We start from the raw sequence: 17,451 nt of genomic DNA, 5'->3' as shown, positions 1-17,451 counted from the left end.
CTAGGCCGCGAGCCGCTCCGCGAGCTGGCGCTTCGCACGTGCGAGCATGCCCGACATGCCGCGCACGCGGAGTGGCGACACGGCCTCGCCGAGCCCGAGCGACTGCGGGTAGTCCGCGGGGATCGCGAGCACCTCGTCGGGCGTGAGCCCGTCGAGCCCCTGCGCGAGTATCGAGGCGAATCCACGGGTCGTGGGCGCCTCCGCAGGGGCGGTCGCGTGCATGCGGACGAGCCCGTCCTCGTCGAGCTCGACGAAGATGTAGACGGGGGACTGGCACTCCTCGACGCGCTCGAGCAGGTCGGGGTGGTCGCGGTAGCGCTCCGGCAGCTCGGGGAGCTCGTTGGAGAAGTCGAGCAGCAGCGTCAGCCGGTCCTTCACGCCGAGCGACAGGAAGTCGTCGCGAGTCTCGGCGAGTGCAGCGGGCAGGGTCGTGGCATCCATCCGCCCCATTCTCCCACCCGCGGCAGGGAGGGCGCCTACCCGCGGGGAGCCTCGCCGCGCTCGGGGCCGGTGGCGATGGGGACGCGCACGGCGCTGCCCCACTCGGTCCACGAACCGTCGTAGTTGCGGACGCCCTCGAACCCGAGCAGGTGCGTCAGGACGAACCAGGTGTGGCTCGAGCGCTCGCCGATGCGGCAGTAGGCGATGACGTCGTCGCCGGCCTCGAGTCCGACCTCATCGCGGTAGATCGCGTCGAGTTCGGCGCGCGTGCGGAACGTGCCGTCCTCTGCCGCGGCGCGGGCCCAGGGAACGGATGCCGCGGTGGGGATGTGGCCGCCGCGCAGCGCCCCCTCCTCGGGGTACGCGGGCATGTGCGTGCGCTCGCCCGTGTACTCCTCGGGCGAGCGCACGTCGATGAGCGGGTTGCCGAAGTGGGCGAGGACGTCGTCCTTGAAGGCGCGGATGACGGTGTCGTCGCGCTCCACGACCGGGTACTCGACGGGTTCGCGCGCCGGCGCGTCGGTGGTCAGCGGGCGCCCCTCGGCGATCCACTTGTCGCGCCCGCCGTCGAGGAGGCGGACGTCCTCGTGGCCGAAGAGGGTGAAGACCCAGAGCGCGTACGCGGCCCACCAGTTGTTCTTGTCGCCGTAGATCACGACGGTGTCGTCGCGCGCGATGCCCTTGCCGCCGAGGAGGGCCGCGAACTGTTCGCCCGAGAGGTAGTCGCGCACGACCGGGTCGTTCAGCTCGGTGTGCCAGTCGACCTTCACGGCGCCCGGGATGTGGCCGATCTCGTAGAGCAGGACGTCCTCGTCGGATTCGACGACCACGAGCCCCGGCCGGTCGAGCCGTTCGGCGAGCCAGTCCGTGGTGACGAGGCGCTCCGGGTGGGCGTACTCGGCGAGCTTGGCTGCGGGGTCGGACTCGACGGACATGGGGAACCTCCAGTCGTCGCCCGGTCGGGCGATGCGGGTCGGGGAGCGGACTAGGCTGGTGACCCGTCCACCACCGAATCTACGCGGCATGCTGGTCGTCGTCACCGCACATGTCACGAGGTGCAACAGGAGATCCCACGCCGATGACCACTGCCGCGGCATCCGCTCTCGAGCGACTCGTCGACCGCAACCCGTCGATCACCGGGGCCGAGATCGCCTCCGAGCTCGTTCCGCCGCCGCAGTTCGCGCACGCCTCGTTCGAGTCGTACCGGCCCGACCACGACTTCCCGTCGCAGCAGGCCGCGCTCGATCGGCTGAACGCCTTCGCCGGTGCGTGGCGGGCCGCTCAGCGGCCCGGCGGGTTCTTCTCGCGGAAGCGCCCCGCCCGCATCGAGCTTCCCGGCGTCTACCTCGACGGCGGCTTCGGTGTCGGCAAGACGCACCTGCTCGCCTCGCTCTGGCACGTCGCCCACGGCCCGAAGTACTTCGGCACGTTCATCGAGTACACGGCCCTCGTCGGGGCGCTCGGGTACGCGCACGCGGTCGAGCTCCTGCGTGGCGCGCGCCTCATCTGCATCGACGAGTTCGAGCTCGACGACCCGGGCGACACGATGCTCATGACCCGGTTCCTCGGCGAGCTCATGGCCGGCGGCACCCGCGTCGCCGCGACGAGCAACACCCCGCCGAACGCGCTCGGCGAGGGGCGCTTCGCCGCCGCCGACTTCCTCCGCGAGATCCACGCGCTGTCGTCGAACTTCGAGACGCTTCGCATCGACGGACTCGACTACCGGCGCCGCGACACCGAGGGGCACGCCGAGGCGCTCGCCGACGACGCGGCCGTCGAGCACGCGGCTGCGACGCTCGCCGCGCGAGGGCACCGCGTCTCGCTCGACGGGTTCGACGCGTTGCTCGCGCACCTCTCGACCGTGCATCCGTCGAAGTACATCAAGCTCATCGAGGGGCTCGAGTTCATCTCGCTGACGGGCGTCCGAGAGCTCACCGACCAGAACGCCGCGCTCCGGCTCGTCGCCTTCATCGACCGCGTCTACGACGCTGAGGTGCCGATCCTCGCGAGCGGCGTCGCGCTCGACGAGGTGTTCGGAGGCGACATGCTCTCCGGCGGGTACCGGAAGAAGTACCTGCGCTCGATGTCCCGCATGATCGCCCTGACGACGGGGGAGCTCCCTCCGCACGACTGAGCGGTCCGCCGCACACCCGGCACAAGTCCCCGGCAGCGATTTCGGAGGCTCGTCGCGGCATCCGGAAACATGCTCGTTACATCACGCGCGATTCCGTAACCGTCGCGAAACGCAGCGTGCCCCGTGGTCGAAACGTTCCCGCACCATTCTGAACGTCGTACCTCGAGACGAGCCCCAGTCTCATCCCCCTCGCGGTACGTCCCCTGCAAACCGAGGTGTGAGGATTACCTATGGATAGCGGCAACATCGCGTGGGCCGTGACGGCTTCCGCGCTCGTGCTCTTCATGACGCCGGGCGTCGCGTTCTTCTACGGCGGCCTGGTCAAGGCGAAGAGCGTCGTCAGCATGATGATGATGAGCTTCGGCGCCATGGGCCTGATCAGCGTCCTGTGGGTGCTGTACGGCTTCAACATGAGCGCGGTCGGCAGCGCCTGGGAGTTCGCGGGCAACCCCTTCTCCGACTTCGGGCTCGCGGGCATCGCGTCCGGTGAGTCGGCCAATGCCGACCTGCTCGGCGTCGTCTTCGGTGCGACGTTCGCCATCATCACCGTCGCGCTCATCTCCGGCGCCATCGCCGACCGCGCGAAGTTCGGCGCGTGGATGATCTTCGCCGGCATCTGGGCCACGCTCGTCTACTTCCCGGTCGCGGCCTGGGTCTGGGGCGGCGGCTGGATCCTCTCGCTCGGAGACACCCTCGGACTCCCGAGCGTCATCGACTACGCGGGTGGTACCGCGGTCCACATCAACGCCGGTGCGGCGGCCCTGGCCCTCGCGCTCGTCCTCGGCAAGCGCGTCGGCTTCCAGAAGGGCATGGACAAGCCGCACAACGTGCCGCTGACCCTGCTCGGCGCCTCGATCCTGTGGTTCGGCTGGTTCGGCTTCAACGCCGGTGCCGAGTTCCTCGCCGAGGGCATGCCCGGCGTCGGCCTCATCGCCGTCAACACCCTCGTCGCCACGGCTGCGGCCATCCTCGCCTGGCTCATCGTCGAGAAGATCAAGGACGGCAAGCCGACCTCCGTCGGTGCCGCTTCGGGCGCCGTCGCCGGTCTCGTCGCGATCACCCCGGCCTGTGCCAACCTGACCCCGGGTTGGGCCACGGTCCTCGGCGTCGTCGCCGGTGCGGTCTGCGCCATCGCCATCGAGCTGAAGTTCAAGTGGGGCTTCGACGACTCGCTCGACGTCGTGGGCATCCACCTCGTCGGCGGCCTCATCGGTACCCTCTACCTCGGCTTCTTCGCGACCGGCACCGGCCTCTTCGTCGGTGGCGACGCCGGTCAGCTGGCCGTGCAGGCGATCGCCGCCGTGGGCGTCCTCCTCTACTCCTTCATCGTCGCCTTCGTGGTCGGCTTCGCGATCGAGAAGACCATCGGCTTCCGTGTGAAGAACGAGGACGAGCTGGCGGGCATCGACACGATCGTCCACGGCGAGGAGGGCTACAAGCTCGAGACCGTCTGATCCTGCGATCACCGCGAGGGCGGTGAGGGTAGTGTGCGGGTGTGCCTGACACCCGCCGCTTCCTCACCGCCCTCGGGCGTGTCATCCGCTCGTTCTCGGGCTCGCAGGGCGCACGACCGACCCGGCCGGCCGTGCCGGCCCGGGCTGCGACGGGTGCCGCGGCGACGGATGCCGCGAGGCGGCCCCGCACGGACGATGACGCGTGGCCTGGGCGGGACGGTCCGACGGCGACCGTCGAGTTGGATCCCGACGGCATCCGCCGCGTCCGGTTCGCGTATGCGCCGGAGCGTGACGGCGAACCTGACCCCGGTGAGGTCGTCTGGACCTGGGTCCCGTACGAGGAGCGCGATGGGCGCGGCAAGGACCGTCCGGTCGTCGTCGTGGCTGCGGGGACCGAGCAGCGCTTCCTGGCGGTGCAGCTCACGAGCAAGCCTCAGGATCGGGACCGCGACGCGGTCGCCCTCGGATCCGGGCCGTGGGACGGCGAGGGGCGCCCGAGCTGGGCGAGGATCGATCGAGTGTTCCTCGTGCACGCCGACGGGATGCGCCGCGAGGCGGCGTCGCTCGACGCCGAGCGGTACGGACAGCTCACGCGCGCTCTCGCCGAGCGGTACGGGTGGGACTGACGAGCCCGCACCGACCGAGACGACGAACGCCCCCGCAGGTGCGGGGGCGTTCGTGGGTGGTGGGCGATGCCGGGCTCGAACCGACGACCTCTTCCGTGTGAAGGAAGCGCGCTACCAGCTGCGCCAATCGCCCATCTTGGGATTCGCGGACCCGATCGGATCGCGACCGCGGACTCGATACTAGCCCACGCGGTGGGTCGATTGCACATCGGCGCGCTGCGTGGTGGTCCGCGCTCGCAGCCGCTCGATTCGAAGGTGCGGATCGCGCTCCAACGCCGCCTCGACGCGGCAGCGCGAGAGCGCGACACGCCCGGGTCGCGTGGTTCGATTGACTGGCTGATCGGCCCGAATCGGCGTGCAGTGGGCCTCGGTTTGTCATTCGTTCACGTCATCGGTTAGAGTCTCTCTGTCGCCGAAACAGCGACAACGCGGATGTGGCGCAGTTGGTAGCGCATCACCTTGCCAAGGTGAGGGTCGCGAGTTCGAGTCTCGTCATCCGCTCTGACCAAGCCGGCGCAAGCCGGTTTGTTCTTTGGTGGTGAACCCAAGCAACGGTGGATTGGCCGAGAGGCGAGGCAGCGGCCTGCAAAGCCGTATACACGGGTTCGAATCCCGTATCCACCTCGAGACGAGCTCCTGGAGCTCACTCATCACGGGCGATTGGCGCAGCGGTAGCGCGCTTCCCTGACACGGAAGAGGTCACTGGTTCGATCCCAGTATCGCCCACCAGCACGAAGGCCCCGGCGACAGCCGGGGCCTTCGTCGTTCCCGGGGTGTTGTTCGTGCCGTCTATGTGCCCCGCGGACGTGAATAGAACGTCGATAGCAGCGTGGGACGATACGGATCAAGGTCGTGCCCAGACCTCGCGGGCGCGCATGCATACGGAACTGCTGGAAGCAAGATCAGCCTGTCACACGGCCCATTCGATTGGGGCACGAGGGTCGGCAACTGAGTGGTGGTGTCAACGTCGCCCGCGTTGGTGCTTCGCGCCGTCGCGTTCTGCTATGCCCCCACTTCGTGGGTCGCCTAGCGCGCTCGACCCCGCTCCAGGGACCGATAGATTCGACTCACCCGAACCACCCCTGGAGGTATCTTGCCCGCCGGCATCCGCGACGTTCTCGATCACATTCGTTCCACCTCGATCGACAAGCGGGACCAGGGCACTCGGTTCGAGAAGCTGACGCGCAAATCGTGAACCCCCTCCCCGGCCTCGACCCGGCCGAGTAGTGATCGGGGTTCGTGATCGCCCTCGCGACGAGCGGCGATCGCATACCCACGCTCGTCAGAGCGATTCCTTGCACGCAGATGTGATTGAGAGGGACCCGATGGCAGCATCAGAACTTCAGGCTCGGATCAATGAGATCCTGGCGAGGCGGCGCGAGATGTTGCCCAGGGTCGACTCGGCGCTGTCCCAGACGACGAATCGAGTCGCGGGGCTCGAAAGCGTGCTTGCACTCCTGCGCGAACTCGAACCGATGAAGATGGACGACGAGGAACGCGGCGCCGTCCACCACGCGACCACCGAGATCGACCGGCTTCGCGAGTCGCAGCGGTCCCGCGTTGGGGCGCTGGAGGCGCTGCGCACCCGGTTCGAGCGAGACACCGTGAATATCGGTGTCTCCGGCGAGGCCCGCGTCGGAAAGTCCACAACCTTGCAGCAGTTTTCCGGCCTCTCCGACACCCAGATCCCGACCGGCAAGGGCCTCCCCGTCACCGCCGTGAGGTCGATGATCTTCAACAGCCCCGACAAACACGCCGAAATCACCTTCCGGGACCAGGCGTCGTTCATTGCCGACTACATCGCGCCGCTCGTCGACACGATCAACCAGGTCACGTCGCCGCAGATCACCATCCGGAGCCTCGCTGAGCTCCGCTCGGTCCGACTTCCCGACTACCTCGGCAACAACGTCGACTCACGCACGAGCAATAGCCTGAGCAGCCTCAAAGAGGCGCAGGCAAGCCTTGAGACATATGAGCGTCACCTGATCGGTCGAGAGTCTCGAGTGGAGCTCGAAGACCTTCGGAGGTTCGTCGCGTATCCAACAGACGACGAGATTGAGCGCGCGCAGGCCGACGGCAAGCCTGCCGAACGTGCCTACCTCGCAGTTCACGAGGTCAAGATCTATTGCGAGTTCCCGCGTCTCGAGGAGATCAAGATCGGATTGGTCGACCTTCCCGGCCTCGGCGAGATCGGTGATTCCGTCGCGGCGACGCACCTGAGCGGGCTGGAAGATGGCATCGACCAGGTGTTCCTGATCATGAAGCCCGGCGACGCCGACGGCTTCGTGAAGAGCGGTATCGCCTCGAACGTGGACCAGTTGCGCCGAGTGCAACTCGGAGTACGGCGACGAAGCGACCTTATCGCGGCCGGCGTGAACGTCTTCACAGGTCGCGACGAGCTTGCGCAAACCCTCGAGAACGACTTCCGCCGCAAGATCAACGACGCCCAGCAGGACGACGCGATCGATCTTGTGAGGTTCAACGCCACGGACGCGGCATCCGTAGCCGACCTCTTCGACGCGCTCTTGGTTCGTATCGGTGAACGGCTTCCGCGCATGGACCGCGAGGCCTTCGAGTACGCGCTCGCGGAGCAGGAGACCAACGATGACGTCGCTCGGACTCTCGACGGTCTGCTGCACACCATGAACCAGATCCTCAAGCGCATCCCGCTCGAGGATCGCTGGCTGAACGATCAGGTGAAGCGCATCAGCCGACGACTCAAGGATGAGTACAACCGCTATGAAGTAGAACGCGACAAGGGAGCCACGAACAGTGGAGCGTGGGCCGAGTCGTTCAAGGCCGACGTGCGACGGATCCATGCCGAGACCGCAACCGCACTCTCGGATGGCTTCTTCCTGGGTAAGGCGAACTGGGAGTACTCTGCGGCGGGCCAGACCGACTACTACGTCTTCTACCGTGAGGAAGCGAAGCGACTCCGTCGCGAGATTATTGCCAAGTATGGTGATCTTGACGACTTCTACGTCGACCACGTCAACGGCCTCAAGTCCGACGTCCTTGACATCTTCTTCCGGAACACTGGTGCGCTTTCTGAAGCTGTCGGCGTCAAGCCGACTGACGATGCCGACGCTCGGATCGAGAAGCTGCGGGACGAACTGAGCGGCAGTATCCGTGACCCCGACCTCGACGCCGCGTTTGATCTCCTGAAGACGGTACATTTCAGCTTCCGGCACAACGTCTTTCTGCACATTGCACGCCACCTAGAGTCTCTGGCGAATCCGGGGGAAGATTATCCTGCGGGCTCGCCATACGCCGAGAGCATCCGAATGAAACTTGGCGGCATCTCGGACATTGATGAGAAGCGTGATGACCTAGCCAAATACCTTGCGTCAATCGCAAACGAGGCCAATGACAACATTCAGAACGCGCTGAATGAGAGCGAAGACAAGTTCGGCGAATACCTTGCGATATCGATTTCGTTCTTCATCGACTACCTGTACCGCAAGGACGACGACAACTTCACCAACTTCGTTGTCCGCAGGCTGATCAACGTCTATCGCGACCAAGTCCTGCCGCAGGACTCCACCGTCGCGACCGATTACCCCACGACGGCCCTCGTCGAGCGGATCAAGCTCGCGATCAAGAAAGTGACGTCGGGTGCGCAGCTCGAAGTTGTCGGCGCATCGCACGCACGGGTGGCCGCTGCCGTGCGTCTGGAATCAAGAGAACTTCCGGACGCGCAGCAAGCTGCAGCCGTGAGGACGGAGCTTCCGCCCATCCCGAAACCCCCGACGACTCGTGACCTGTCCTTCGGCTCACCCAAGGAAGCGGCTCGCACGCAGAAGGTGGGTCGGGCCGCCGACGTCGAGGTTGCGGACGTCGAGAGCGCTGTTGTCGTGAACCACGAGTTCAGAAAGCGAGTGACCTTCCGTGACGGCGACTCGCGCAACTGAACTTGTCGAGCCGGCCGAGTGGGTTCAGCCGGGCAAGAGGCTCTTCCTCGACACCAACACGTTCCTTCACCGCGAACACGAGGGGCTCGCCGAATTGGTCGACCGCTGTGCCGATGCAATTTGGGATAACAGAAGTCCGCTGGTGGTCACCGCGAAGGTGCTGCAGGAGCTCAGAAGGAAGGCAGCAACGGTTCCAGGTCGCGACACAGAGCTCGTCGAGGCTGCGAACTCAGCCCTGTCTGCGATCGCCGCGGCAACTAAAGCTGGCACCGTCGAGGTGCTCGGCGACGCGCAAACGAACCACTACGCGGATCAAAACTTCGAGGATGTGTTCAGGGCCTACGGAGGTGCCCTCGAACTGTGTGTCGTGACGTTCGACATCACGGTGCTGCTCAGGTTGAACGTCCTGGGTCGGGAGGTCGACCGCAACCTGCGCGCCGGAACGCTCACCCCCGAGGGTTTGATCTACTTCGAAAGTCCGCAGGACCTCTACGAGCGCGGGCTTCGAAAGCTGGGCCGCTCAGACGGGCGCGACCGCGACGAGCTTTCGGACGTGCTGCCCCGATACAAAGCCGCATTCGGCTGCTACGACCCTGTTGCCAAGCGTCCTCCGCGATCATCGACGCAGGACTCACGGTCGGCCGCTGTTCAGAATGGGCCCAGGGCATTCGCAGATGCGCCGCTGGCTCAGGGCCCGGACACGTTGATGGCCGTCACCTTCGTTCCTGGCGCTGGCGACGAGATCAGGATCGCTTCGGCGACGGACACCGTGACGCGGGTGCTGGGGACTGCGCTCGGGGACGGCGGGGAAGGTCGCGTCTATGAGATCGACGATGCGACGGTCGTCAAAATCTTCAAGGAAACCCGAATCACACGCCACCGCCTGGAGAAGGTCAGCCTCCTCATTGAGCGCGGATTCACGTACGAGCGAATCGCCTTTCCAACTGGATTCGTCAAGAACTCCGCGGGGGAGTTCGTCGGGTATGCGATGCCCAAGGCACGTGGCATCGAATTCTCGCGCGCCATCACGAGGCCCGAGCGCTTCGCGCGCAACTTCCCCGATTGGAAGAAGTCGGACCTCGTAGACGTCTGCATCTCCTTCCTGAAGCAGGTGCGATACCTCCACTCACAGAACATCCTCATCGGCGATCTGAACCCCAAGAACCTGCTGGTGGACACGAACAAGCAGGTCTGGATCATTGACGCCGACTCGTGGCAGTTCGAGGGCTATCCGTGTCCCGTCGGTTTTCCGGAGTTCACCGCACCTGAGGCCACGGTAGGTGCATTGCGGACTGTTCAGGATGAGCGATTCGCGGTGGCCGTCGTGCTCTTCCGCATCCTCATGACCGGATGCGGCGTCTACGACCGGATCGGCGCACCGATGGACGATCCGGAGCGGCTGAATCGGGAGGCCAAGTTTGCCTTTCAGCTCGGTGACCGAAGCGAGAAGGATCAGCCGCTCGGTCCATGGAAGTTCATGTGGAGTCACCTCCCGAAGAACGGGTCGCAAGACCGGCCGGGCGTGAAGGACCTGTTCTGGCACACGTTCCACCGGGACGGCGACCGGTACGCGAACCGACCGACTGTGGACGAGTGGCTGGGGGCGCTCACGCGCTTCAAGGGGTGGCTCGCGCACGACTTCGACCCGCACTCGGATGACGTTTACCCGCCAAGGTTGCGCGCCGCGACCGAGGAAGCACTGTACGAGTGCTCCGAATGCGGATGTTCACTCGCAGGCATCCCGAAACGTGAGGGCAAGCGCATTGTCGACTACCACAGGCCCAAGCGATGCCAGGATTGTCTGGCCAACCTTCCGGCATGTGTTTCGTGCCAGAAGCGGTATGAGGCTCACTCCGTGGTCGGCGGTCTTTGCCGCAACTGTAAGAAGACTCGCGACAACGAGTTCGATCCCGAACGCCGCTGTCGTGACTGCAACGGGCTCTTCATCACGCTGAAGCACGTGGAGTGGTTCGTGAGCCGGGGGTACGACGTCGCAAAGTCCCACGAGGCGATCAAACAGTTCTGCCCGGCGGCGGCGGCGTCCCCGACAAGCACGCGTGGCACGCGACCGCAACTGGCTGACACCCCGTCGGTTGCGTCTGCGACGGTGCGCGATCACAGCGGCATTAGACAGGCCGAGCCGCGTACTGTGCAGCCCGCCCCGGCGAAGAAGAAGTCGTGGCGCGACTGGCTCTTCGGCCGCTAGTAGGAAAAGAGGAACCCACTTTGGTAAAGCTCAATATCGGTGCTGACGACCTTGCATCGAACCCCACCCGGCGCGTGCCCGTCGCGCTCTGCATCGACACGAGTTACTCGATGCTCGGGGAGAAGATGACCGAACTCATCGAATGCATCAACCTCTTCTACGACGCCGTGGACGATGACGATGACGCCCATGACTCCGCAGAGATCGCGATCGTGCAGTTCGACGACGCCGCCAGCGTCATTCAGGACTTCGCGAGCATCGAACGTCTGCAGCGTCTGGCCGGAATTCCCGCGAGTGGGAACACCCGCTTGGGCGAGGGCGTCAACCTGGCGCTCGACATCCTCGAGCAGCGCAAGAAGGCGTACGTTGCCGCGGGCCGAGGGTCCTTCCAGCCGTGGCTTGTCTTGATGACCGACGGGCAGCCAAACGGAAGCAAGTCGGAACTCGACCGGGCACGTCAACGAGTCGCTGACCTCGCGAGCGCAGGAAGGCTCACGGTAATCCCGGTGGGCATCGGTGGCGACGCAAACATGAACGTTCTCGAATCGTTCAGTTCATCGGTTCCTCCGCTGCGGCTCGACACCGCTCACTTCGGCGAGTTCTTCAAATGGCTCTCCGCATCGATCTCCGCGGTGTCGAGGAGCCTCGGACCCGGTGCAGAGCCTGAACCCGAGCTGTCGCCTGAACTCAAGAAGCGAGTTCACGGCTTCGAGGGCCTGAGGCGGAGGTAGCGTTGCGCTTCAAAGAGTTTCACGCACACGTTCGTGGCCGTCGGCACGTAGCGTCAGGCTTGTCTGGCCAAGACAGGACGAACTACCTCGCGAGAAACGGCGTGCAAGTTATCGCCCTTGCAGACGGAGCCGGTTCGGCCTCAAAGTCAGACATCGGAGCGCAGGTCGTGGCGCACCACGGCTGCCAATTGCTTGCAGAGCGCTTCGAAGACTTCGCGTCACTCGAGCGGGACGAATACGAGATCGCCCGATCGCTCCTTGAGGCCCTGCGAACGAAGCTCGAACTGACAGCTGCCCGGCAAGAGTGCGGTGTCAATGAGTTGGCTTCGACCTACCTCGCGGTTGCCACGGCAGCGAATGAGTTCATCGCGGTTCACGTGGGCGACGGGGTGATCGGCGCGGTGGTCGACGGCGAACTCGTCGTGGTGTCTGGTCCGGACAATGGCGAGTTCGCGAACCAAACGACGTTTGTAACGTCGGCGTCGGCGACGTCGGCGACAACGGTCGTGCGTGGGAGCTTGGACAGAGTTTCTGGATTCATCCTGATGAGCGACGGGACCGCCGAGACGTTGTACCTCGCGCGGAAAGATGAGCTCGCCAGTGCTTGCCTCAAGATGGTCGAGTTCGTCGCAGCTGCCCCGTCGAAGCGGTCGCGCGACCGCGCACACAGGAGACAATTGCGGCAGTTCCTCGACGTCGAAGTTCGCACTCGAACCAACGACGACTGCTCCATCGGGCTCCTCGCCAGGCGGTTGACCTGACGTGTCTACTGAACTCGACAGCGATGAACTTGCGCTCGATGTCGCGCGGGTGCGCGTCCGGGCTCCGGGGCCTGATGGGTGACGTCACTCTCGACCGTCAGGTCTTTCCCGCGCAGCTCAGTGGCCCCGCCCGAGCGGAGGTCGCCGATGGCCGAGAGGGTCACGCGGGGCGTGTACCGGGCTTCGGCGGAGTCGATGATGCCCGCGAGCTTGGCGTGGGCGGGAGACTTTGACCTTCTTCCGGGTAGTCGTCGTCGAGTCCCGGCGGAGACCCAGCAGCAGCCGGGGCCTTCGTCGTTTCTTCCATCGGAAGTGCGGCGTCGCGCGCGATCCTGGCCGGTGCGCTCCGCCCGCGACGCGCGACTACAGTTGAGGGGTTGCGTCTCACACTGCAGGGAGTGGATCCACTTGGCCGACGGCTTCGAGCTCTTCACCGATCGATCGGTTGTCGCGATGCGCGTCAACGGCGAACTGAAGGACCTCGCGACGACGGTGGGCGACACCGACGTCGTCGAGCCCGTCACGATCGACTCGCCCGATGGACTCGCGATCCTCCGCCACTCGACCGCCCACGTGCTCGCGCAGGCCGTGCAGAAGGTCAACCCCGACGCGAAGCTCGGCATCGGGCCACCCGTCACCGACGGCTTCTACTACGACTTCGACGTCGCCGAGCCCTTCACGCCGGAAGACCTGAAGGTGCTCGACAAGGAGATGGCGCGCATCATCCGCTCGGGCCAGCGCTTCGTCCGACGCGTCGTCACCGACGACGAGGCACGTGCCGAGCTCGCCGCCGAGCCCTACAAGCTCGAGCTCATCGGCCTCAAGGGCCACCCCACGGGCGGCGAGGCCGGCCAGGACGACAACGAGTCGGTCGAGGTCGGCGGCGCCGAGTTGACGATCTACGACAACGTCGACCCGAAGACGGGCGACGTGGCGTGGAAGGACCTCTGCCGCGGGCCGCACCTGCCCAGCACCCGGATGATCGGCAACGGCTGGGCGCTCATGCGCGTGGCCGCGGCCTACTGGCGCGGGTCGGAGAAGAACCCGCAGCTGCAGCGCATCTATGGCACCGCCTGGCCCACGAAGGACGAGCTGCGCGCCTACCAGCACCGCCTCGAGGAGGCGGCCCGCCGCGATCACCGGAAGCTGGGACTCGAGCTCGACCTGTTCAGCTTCCCCGACGAGATCGGCTCCGGCCTGCCCGTCTTCCATCCGAAGGGCGGCGTGATCAAGCGCGAGATGGAGGACTACGTCCGCCGTCGCCACATCGAGGAGGGGTTCCAGTACGTCTCGACCCCGCACATCACGAAGGCGCACGTCTTCGAGCTGTCCGGCCACCTGCCGTACTACAAGGACACGATGTTCCCGCCGATGGAGCTGGAGAACAGCGAGTACTACCTCAAGGCGATGAACTGCCCGATGCAGAACCTCATCTATCGGTCGCGCGGCCGGTCGTACCGGGAGCTGCCGCTGCGATTCTTCGAGTTCGGCACCGTCTACCGGTACGAGAAGTCGGGCGTCGTGCAGGGCCTCACCCGCGTCCGCGGCCTCACGCAGGACGACTCGCACAGCTACGTCACGCCCGAGCAGGCGCCCGCCGAGATCGAGCACCTGCTGAACTTCGTGCTCGGACTCCTGCGCGACTTCGGCCTCGACGACTTCTACCTCGAGCTCTCCACCCGCGACGCGAACTCCGACAAGTTCAAGGGAACCGACGAGCAGTGGGAGGTCGCGACGAACGTGCTGCGCGACGTCGCCGAGCGTTCGGGTCTCGAACTCGTGCCCGACCCGGGCGGCGCCGCGTTCTACGGCCCGAAGATCTCGGTCCAGGCGCGCGACGCGATCGGCCGCACCTGGCAGATGTCGACGATCCAGTACGACTTCAACCAGCCCGAGGGCTTCGGCCTCGAGTACACCGCTGCCGACGGCACCCACCAGCAGCCGGTCATGATCCACTCGGCGAAGTTCGGTTCGATCGAGCGCTTCTTCGGGGTGCTCACCGAGCACTACGCGGGCGCGTTCCCGCTCTGGCTGTCCCCGGTCCAGGTCGTGGGCATCCCCGTCGCGGACGAGTACGCCCCCTACCTCGGCGGCATCCTCACGCAGCTGGCCGGCTCGGGCGTGCGTACCGAGCTCGACACGAGCGACGACCGGATGCAGAAGAAGATCCGCACCCACACGACGCAGAAGGTGCCGATCCAGCTCATCGCGGGCGAGAACGACCGTACCGGCCAGACGGTGAGCTTCCGCTTCCGCGACGGCACGCAGGAGAACGGCGTGGCGATCGCCGACGCCGAACGGCGCATCCGCGAGGCGATCGCCGATCGTCGCCAGGTGGGCACTCGGGACGACCTCTTCGCATGACCCGCGCCTACCAGCCCGACGAGTTCGACGGCGTTCCCACGGATGACGCGGCGGACCTGGCCGGAGTTCCCGACGCGTTCCAGCGCCTGTGGACCCCGCACCGGATGGTCTACATCCAGCACGGCCAGCAGCCCGACGAGCACTCGTGCCCGTTCTGCCGTGCGCCCGAGCTGAGCGACGAGCAGTCGCTCATCGTCGCGCGCGGCACCCACGCGTACGTCCTGCTGAACCTCTTCCCGTACAACAGCGGTCACCTGCTGGTCTGCCCGTACCGCCACATCGCGACGTACGACGAGGCGACGACGGAGGAGGTCGCCGAGATCGGCGAGCTGACGCAGGTCGCGATGCGCACGGTGAAGCAGGTGTCGCGCTGCGACGGCTTCAACATCGGCATGAACCAGGGTCGGATCGCCGGCGCCGGCATCGCCGGGCACCTGCACCAGCACATCGTGCCGCGGTGGGCGCTCGACGCGAACTTCTTCCCGATCATCGCGGGCACGAAGGCGCTGCCGCGACTGCTCGGCGAGGTGCGCGAGGAGATCGCGGGGGCCTGGCCGCGCTGATCGGTCGCCGGCCCGATTCGCGCCGAGGCGGCGACGGACGTTGCAGTCGGCCGCGTCAGCGGACCCGGCGCACCTCGAACTGCAGCCGCGGGTGCGCGTACGACGCCTGCGACTCCACGAGCTGCAGTTCGCGCTCGCCGGACTCATGGGTGTTCGTCAGCAGGTCGAAGACGCTGGATGCGGTGCGCGCGAGCGCGTCGGCCGCGTCGCCCGTGCGGCGATAGTGCGCGGTGAACAGTGCTGCCGTGACATCCCCCGAGCCGTTGGCCTTCATCGGCAGGAGCGGGGTCTGCACGATCCAGGCGCCGCGGTCGTCGACGGCGAGCATCTCGATCGTGCCATCCTCCCGGTCGGGACGCTCGACGCTCGTGACGAGCACGGTCTTCGGGCCCGAGTCGCGCACGAGGTCGACGGAGGCGAGCGTCGACTCCAGCGAGTCGGGCGAGGTCTCCGTGAGGTAGCCGAGCTCGAACTGGTTCGGGGTGATGAGGTCGGCGGCGGGCACCACCCGATCTCGCAGCAGCACCGGGATCGCGGGCGCGACGAAGCATCCGCTCTTCGCATTGCCCATGACCGGATCGCACGAGTAGATCGCAGCGGGGTTCGCCGCCTTGATGCGGGCGACGGCATCGAGGATGACGTCGGCGATGCCCTCGGAGCCCTGGTAGCCCGACAGGATCACGTCGATGCTCGGGAAGGCGCCGCGGTCCTCGATGCCGGCGATCACGTCGGCGACGTCGGCTGGAGCGATCAGCGGGCCGCGCCACGCGCCGTACCCGGTGTGGTTCGAGAAGTTCACCGTGTAGACGGGCATGACCTCGACGCCGATGCGCTGGAGCGGGAAGACGGCCGCGGAGTTGCCGACGTGGCCGTAGGCGACGGCGGACTGGATCGAGAGGACCTTCACCCCTCGATCATTCCATCCCGGATGGCGCGAGCCGACCGCCCGAGGCGCGGACGGCGGCGACGACGTCGGATGCGAGCCGGTCGGCGTCGGAGTCGGAGAGGTCGTGCACCGTCAGCCGCAGGCGGCGTGCCGCGGGGGCATCGGCGAGGGCGAACTCGTCGCCCGGTCGGACGAGCCATCCGCGGCGCATCAGCTGCTCCGAGACGTCTCGTGCCGGGACCGGCAGTGGGACCCAGAGATTGAGCCCGTCGCCCGCCGTCGTCGTCAGGCCGAGCTCGGTGAGTCGCGCCGCGAACGCGTCGTTCCGCTCGGCGTAGTGCGCGCGGGCGGCGTCGATGCCGACGGCGACGTCGGGGTCGGTCACGAGCGCGAGCGCGAGCCGCTGGAGCAGGTGGCTCACCCACGTGGTGCCGGGGGTGAGGCGCATCGCGAGCCGGTCTGCGGTCTCGGCATCGGATGCCGTGATCGCGAGGCAGAGGTCGGGACCGAGGAACTTCGACACCGATCTGACGAGCGCCCAACGGCGGTGGTCGGGACCGATGAGGGATCGGTACGGACTCCGCGAGAGCATCGAGAAGTGGTCGTCCTCGATGACGAGCACGTACGGATGCTGGCGGAGCACGTCGCGCAGGTCGGCGGCACGCTGCTCGGAGAGGCTCGCCCCGGTCGGGTTCTGGGCGCGCGGCGTGCAGACGACGGCCCGCACCCCCTGCTCGAGCGCCGAGCGCAGCCCTGCCACGGTCATGCCCTCGTCGTCGACCGGAACCGGTACCGGGCGATATCCGCCGACGCGGACCGTGTGGATGCTCGTCAGGAAGCACGGGTCCTCGAGCGCGACGGCGTCGTCGCGCACGAGGGCCTGGGCGAGCAGGCGCTCGACCGCGTCGGCCGCGCCGCTCGTGATCGTGAGCCGGATGTCGGCGGGCGCCAGGTCGGCCTCCACCCACTGGTGCGCCCAGCGCTCGAGCAGCGGATCGATGACGGGCTCGCCGTACAGCACCGGCCGGCCGGCCATGCCCGCGAGGGCGCGTGAGTGATCGGGGATGCGTTCGGGATCGGGGTTGCCCGTGGCGACGTCGCGGAGCACGCTGTCGGCCGCGAACCCCTCCTGCGCGACGGGCGATCGGTCGGCGACCCTGGTGCCCCCGCGACCGCGTGTCACCACGACACCCGCCGTGGTGAGCTGCCGGTACGCGGCCACGGCCGTGTTGCGGTTGATGCCCAGCTCGTCGGCGAGACCGCGAACGGGGGGCAGCGGATCGCCCGGCTGCAGTGCGCCGCGCTCGATGAGGGCGCGGACGCTCGCGGCGATGTCGGCGGCCGAGCGACCGGTGATCTCGAGGGTCATGTCAC

Annotated in this window: 13 protein-coding genes and 4 tRNA genes; 12 read left to right on the top strand and 5 right to left on the bottom strand. The window is 66.7% G+C overall.

From position 1 onward, the window contains the following. Both ACSJD1_RS12455 and ACSJD1_RS12450 read right to left on the bottom strand, forming a co-directional pair. Window positions 1–441: a SufE family protein gene (locus tag ACSJD1_RS12455; protein WP_438855615.1), complete on the bottom strand. Its 441-nt coding sequence runs from the start codon at window positions 439–441 to the stop codon at window positions 1–3. 35 nt (window positions 442–476) lie between these two features. After that, a complete protein-coding gene (locus tag ACSJD1_RS12450; RefSeq protein WP_438855614.1) occupies window positions 477–1,376 on the bottom strand; it encodes a sulfurtransferase in 900 nt (299 codons plus the stop codon). A 143-nt stretch (window positions 1,377–1,519) separates the two neighbouring features. On the opposite strand from ACSJD1_RS12450, the gene zapE reads away from it, so the two are divergent. From zapE to ACSJD1_RS12435, 3 genes are all read left to right on the top strand, one after another. Beyond that, on the top strand, window positions 1,520–2,575 hold the full coding sequence (gene zapE, locus ACSJD1_RS12445; RefSeq protein ID WP_438855613.1) for a cell division protein ZapE: 1,056 nt from the start codon (window positions 1,520–1,522) through the stop codon (window positions 2,573–2,575). A 230-nt stretch (window positions 2,576–2,805) separates the two neighbouring features. Then, on the top strand, window positions 2,806–4,029 hold the full coding sequence (locus ACSJD1_RS12440) for an ammonium transporter (RefSeq protein WP_438855612.1): 1,224 nt from the start codon (window positions 2,806–2,808) through the stop codon (window positions 4,027–4,029). Between the two features lie 41 nt (window positions 4,030–4,070). Next, the gene (locus tag ACSJD1_RS12435; protein WP_438855611.1) at window positions 4,071–4,655 is read left to right on the top strand and encodes a type II toxin-antitoxin system PemK/MazF family toxin; all 585 of its coding nucleotides are present in this window, start codon (window positions 4,071–4,073) and stop codon (window positions 4,653–4,655) included. Window positions 4,656–4,712: 57 nt separating this feature from the next. Here the strand turns inward: ACSJD1_RS12435 and ACSJD1_RS12430 are convergent. Next, window positions 4,713–4,788, bottom strand: a tRNA-Val gene (locus ACSJD1_RS12430). A 295-nt stretch (window positions 4,789–5,083) separates the two neighbouring features. On the opposite strand from ACSJD1_RS12430, the gene ACSJD1_RS12425 reads away from it, so the two are divergent. The 9 genes from ACSJD1_RS12425 (at window position 5,084) to ACSJD1_RS12385 (ending at window position 15,191) form a co-directional block, all read left to right on the top strand. Continuing rightward, window positions 5,084–5,156: transfer RNA gene (locus ACSJD1_RS12425), tRNA-Gly, on the top strand. 52 nt (window positions 5,157–5,208) lie between these two features. Then, window positions 5,209–5,279 (top strand) — tRNA-Cys (locus tag ACSJD1_RS12420). A 30-nt stretch (window positions 5,280–5,309) separates the two neighbouring features. Beyond that, window positions 5,310–5,384: transfer RNA gene (locus tag ACSJD1_RS12415), tRNA-Val, on the top strand. Window positions 5,385–5,980: 596 nt separating this feature from the next. Continuing rightward, window positions 5,981–8,566: a hypothetical protein gene (locus ACSJD1_RS12410; protein ID WP_438855610.1), complete on the top strand. Its 2,586-nt coding sequence runs from the start codon at window positions 5,981–5,983 to the stop codon at window positions 8,564–8,566. Further along, a complete protein-coding gene (locus ACSJD1_RS12405; protein ID WP_438855609.1) occupies window positions 8,544–10,772 on the top strand; it encodes a hypothetical protein in 2,229 nt (742 codons plus the stop codon). The genes ACSJD1_RS12410 and ACSJD1_RS12405 overlap by 23 nt, the downstream gene beginning before the upstream one ends. A 20-nt stretch (window positions 10,773–10,792) precedes the next feature. After that, the gene (locus ACSJD1_RS12400) at window positions 10,793–11,503 is read left to right on the top strand and encodes a vWA domain-containing protein (protein ID WP_438855608.1); all 711 of its coding nucleotides are present in this window, start codon (window positions 10,793–10,795) and stop codon (window positions 11,501–11,503) included. Between the two features lie 2 nt (window positions 11,504–11,505). Next, the gene (locus tag ACSJD1_RS12395) at window positions 11,506–12,264 is read left to right on the top strand and encodes a PP2C family serine/threonine-protein phosphatase (protein ID WP_438855607.1); all 759 of its coding nucleotides are present in this window, start codon (window positions 11,506–11,508) and stop codon (window positions 12,262–12,264) included. Window positions 12,265–12,717: 453 nt separating this feature from the next. Continuing rightward, on the top strand, window positions 12,718–14,628 hold the full coding sequence (gene thrS, locus ACSJD1_RS12390) for a threonine--tRNA ligase (RefSeq protein WP_438855659.1): 1,911 nt from the start codon (window positions 12,718–12,720) through the stop codon (window positions 14,626–14,628). Beyond that, window positions 14,625–15,191 carry an HIT family protein gene (locus tag ACSJD1_RS12385; protein ID WP_438855606.1) on the top strand — a complete coding sequence of 189 codons (567 nt, stop codon included), beginning with the start codon at window positions 14,625–14,627 and terminating at the stop codon, window positions 15,189–15,191. Before thrS ends, ACSJD1_RS12385 begins: the two co-directional genes overlap by 4 nt. A gap of 55 nt (window positions 15,192–15,246) precedes the next feature. Here the strand turns inward: ACSJD1_RS12385 and pdxY are convergent, their stop codons facing one another. Both pdxY and ACSJD1_RS12375 read right to left on the bottom strand, forming a co-directional pair. Further along, window positions 15,247–16,098 carry a pyridoxal kinase PdxY gene (pdxY, locus tag ACSJD1_RS12380; protein ID WP_438855605.1) on the bottom strand — a complete coding sequence of 284 codons (852 nt, stop codon included), beginning with the start codon at window positions 16,096–16,098 and terminating at the stop codon, window positions 15,247–15,249. 7 nt (window positions 16,099–16,105) lie between these two features. Continuing rightward, complete coding sequence (locus ACSJD1_RS12375; protein ID WP_438855604.1) at window positions 16,106–17,446, bottom strand: aminotransferase class I/II-fold pyridoxal phosphate-dependent enzyme; 1,341 nt, start codon at window positions 17,444–17,446, stop codon at window positions 16,106–16,108. Between the last annotated feature and the right edge of the window lie 5 nt (window positions 17,447–17,451).

Origin of the sequence: Agromyces excoecariae (assembly GCF_051715505.1) — a bacterium.
GTDB lineage: Bacteria > Actinomycetota > Actinomycetes > Actinomycetales > Microbacteriaceae > Agromyces.
The sequence above is the reverse complement of the archived record's forward strand: the minus strand, read 5'-3'. Positions and strand labels throughout refer to the sequence as shown.

Excerpts from the sequence above, each read along its gene's own strand:
- ACSJD1_RS12455 (WP_438855615.1), bottom strand. The coding sequence starts at position 441 with ATGGATGCCACGACCCTGCCCGCTGCACTCGCCGAGACTCGCGACGAC.
- ACSJD1_RS12450 (WP_438855614.1), bottom strand. The coding sequence starts at position 1,376 with ATGTCCGTCGAGTCCGACCCCGCAGCCAAGCTCGCCGAGTACGCCCAC.
- zapE (WP_438855613.1), top strand. The coding sequence starts at position 1,520 with ATGACCACTGCCGCGGCATCCGCTCTCGAGCGACTCGTCGACCGCAAC.
- ACSJD1_RS12440 (WP_438855612.1), top strand. The coding sequence starts at position 2,806 with ATGGATAGCGGCAACATCGCGTGGGCCGTGACGGCTTCCGCGCTCGTG.
- ACSJD1_RS12410 (WP_438855610.1), top strand. The coding sequence starts at position 5,981 with ATGGCAGCATCAGAACTTCAGGCTCGGATCAATGAGATCCTGGCGAGG.
- thrS (WP_438855659.1), top strand. The coding sequence starts at position 12,718 with ATGCGCGTCAACGGCGAACTGAAGGACCTCGCGACGACGGTGGGCGAC.
- ACSJD1_RS12385 (WP_438855606.1), top strand. The coding sequence starts at position 14,625 with ATGACCCGCGCCTACCAGCCCGACGAGTTCGACGGCGTTCCCACGGAT.
- ACSJD1_RS12375 (WP_438855604.1), bottom strand. The coding sequence starts at position 17,446 with ATGACCCTCGAGATCACCGGTCGCTCGGCCGCCGACATCGCCGCGAGC.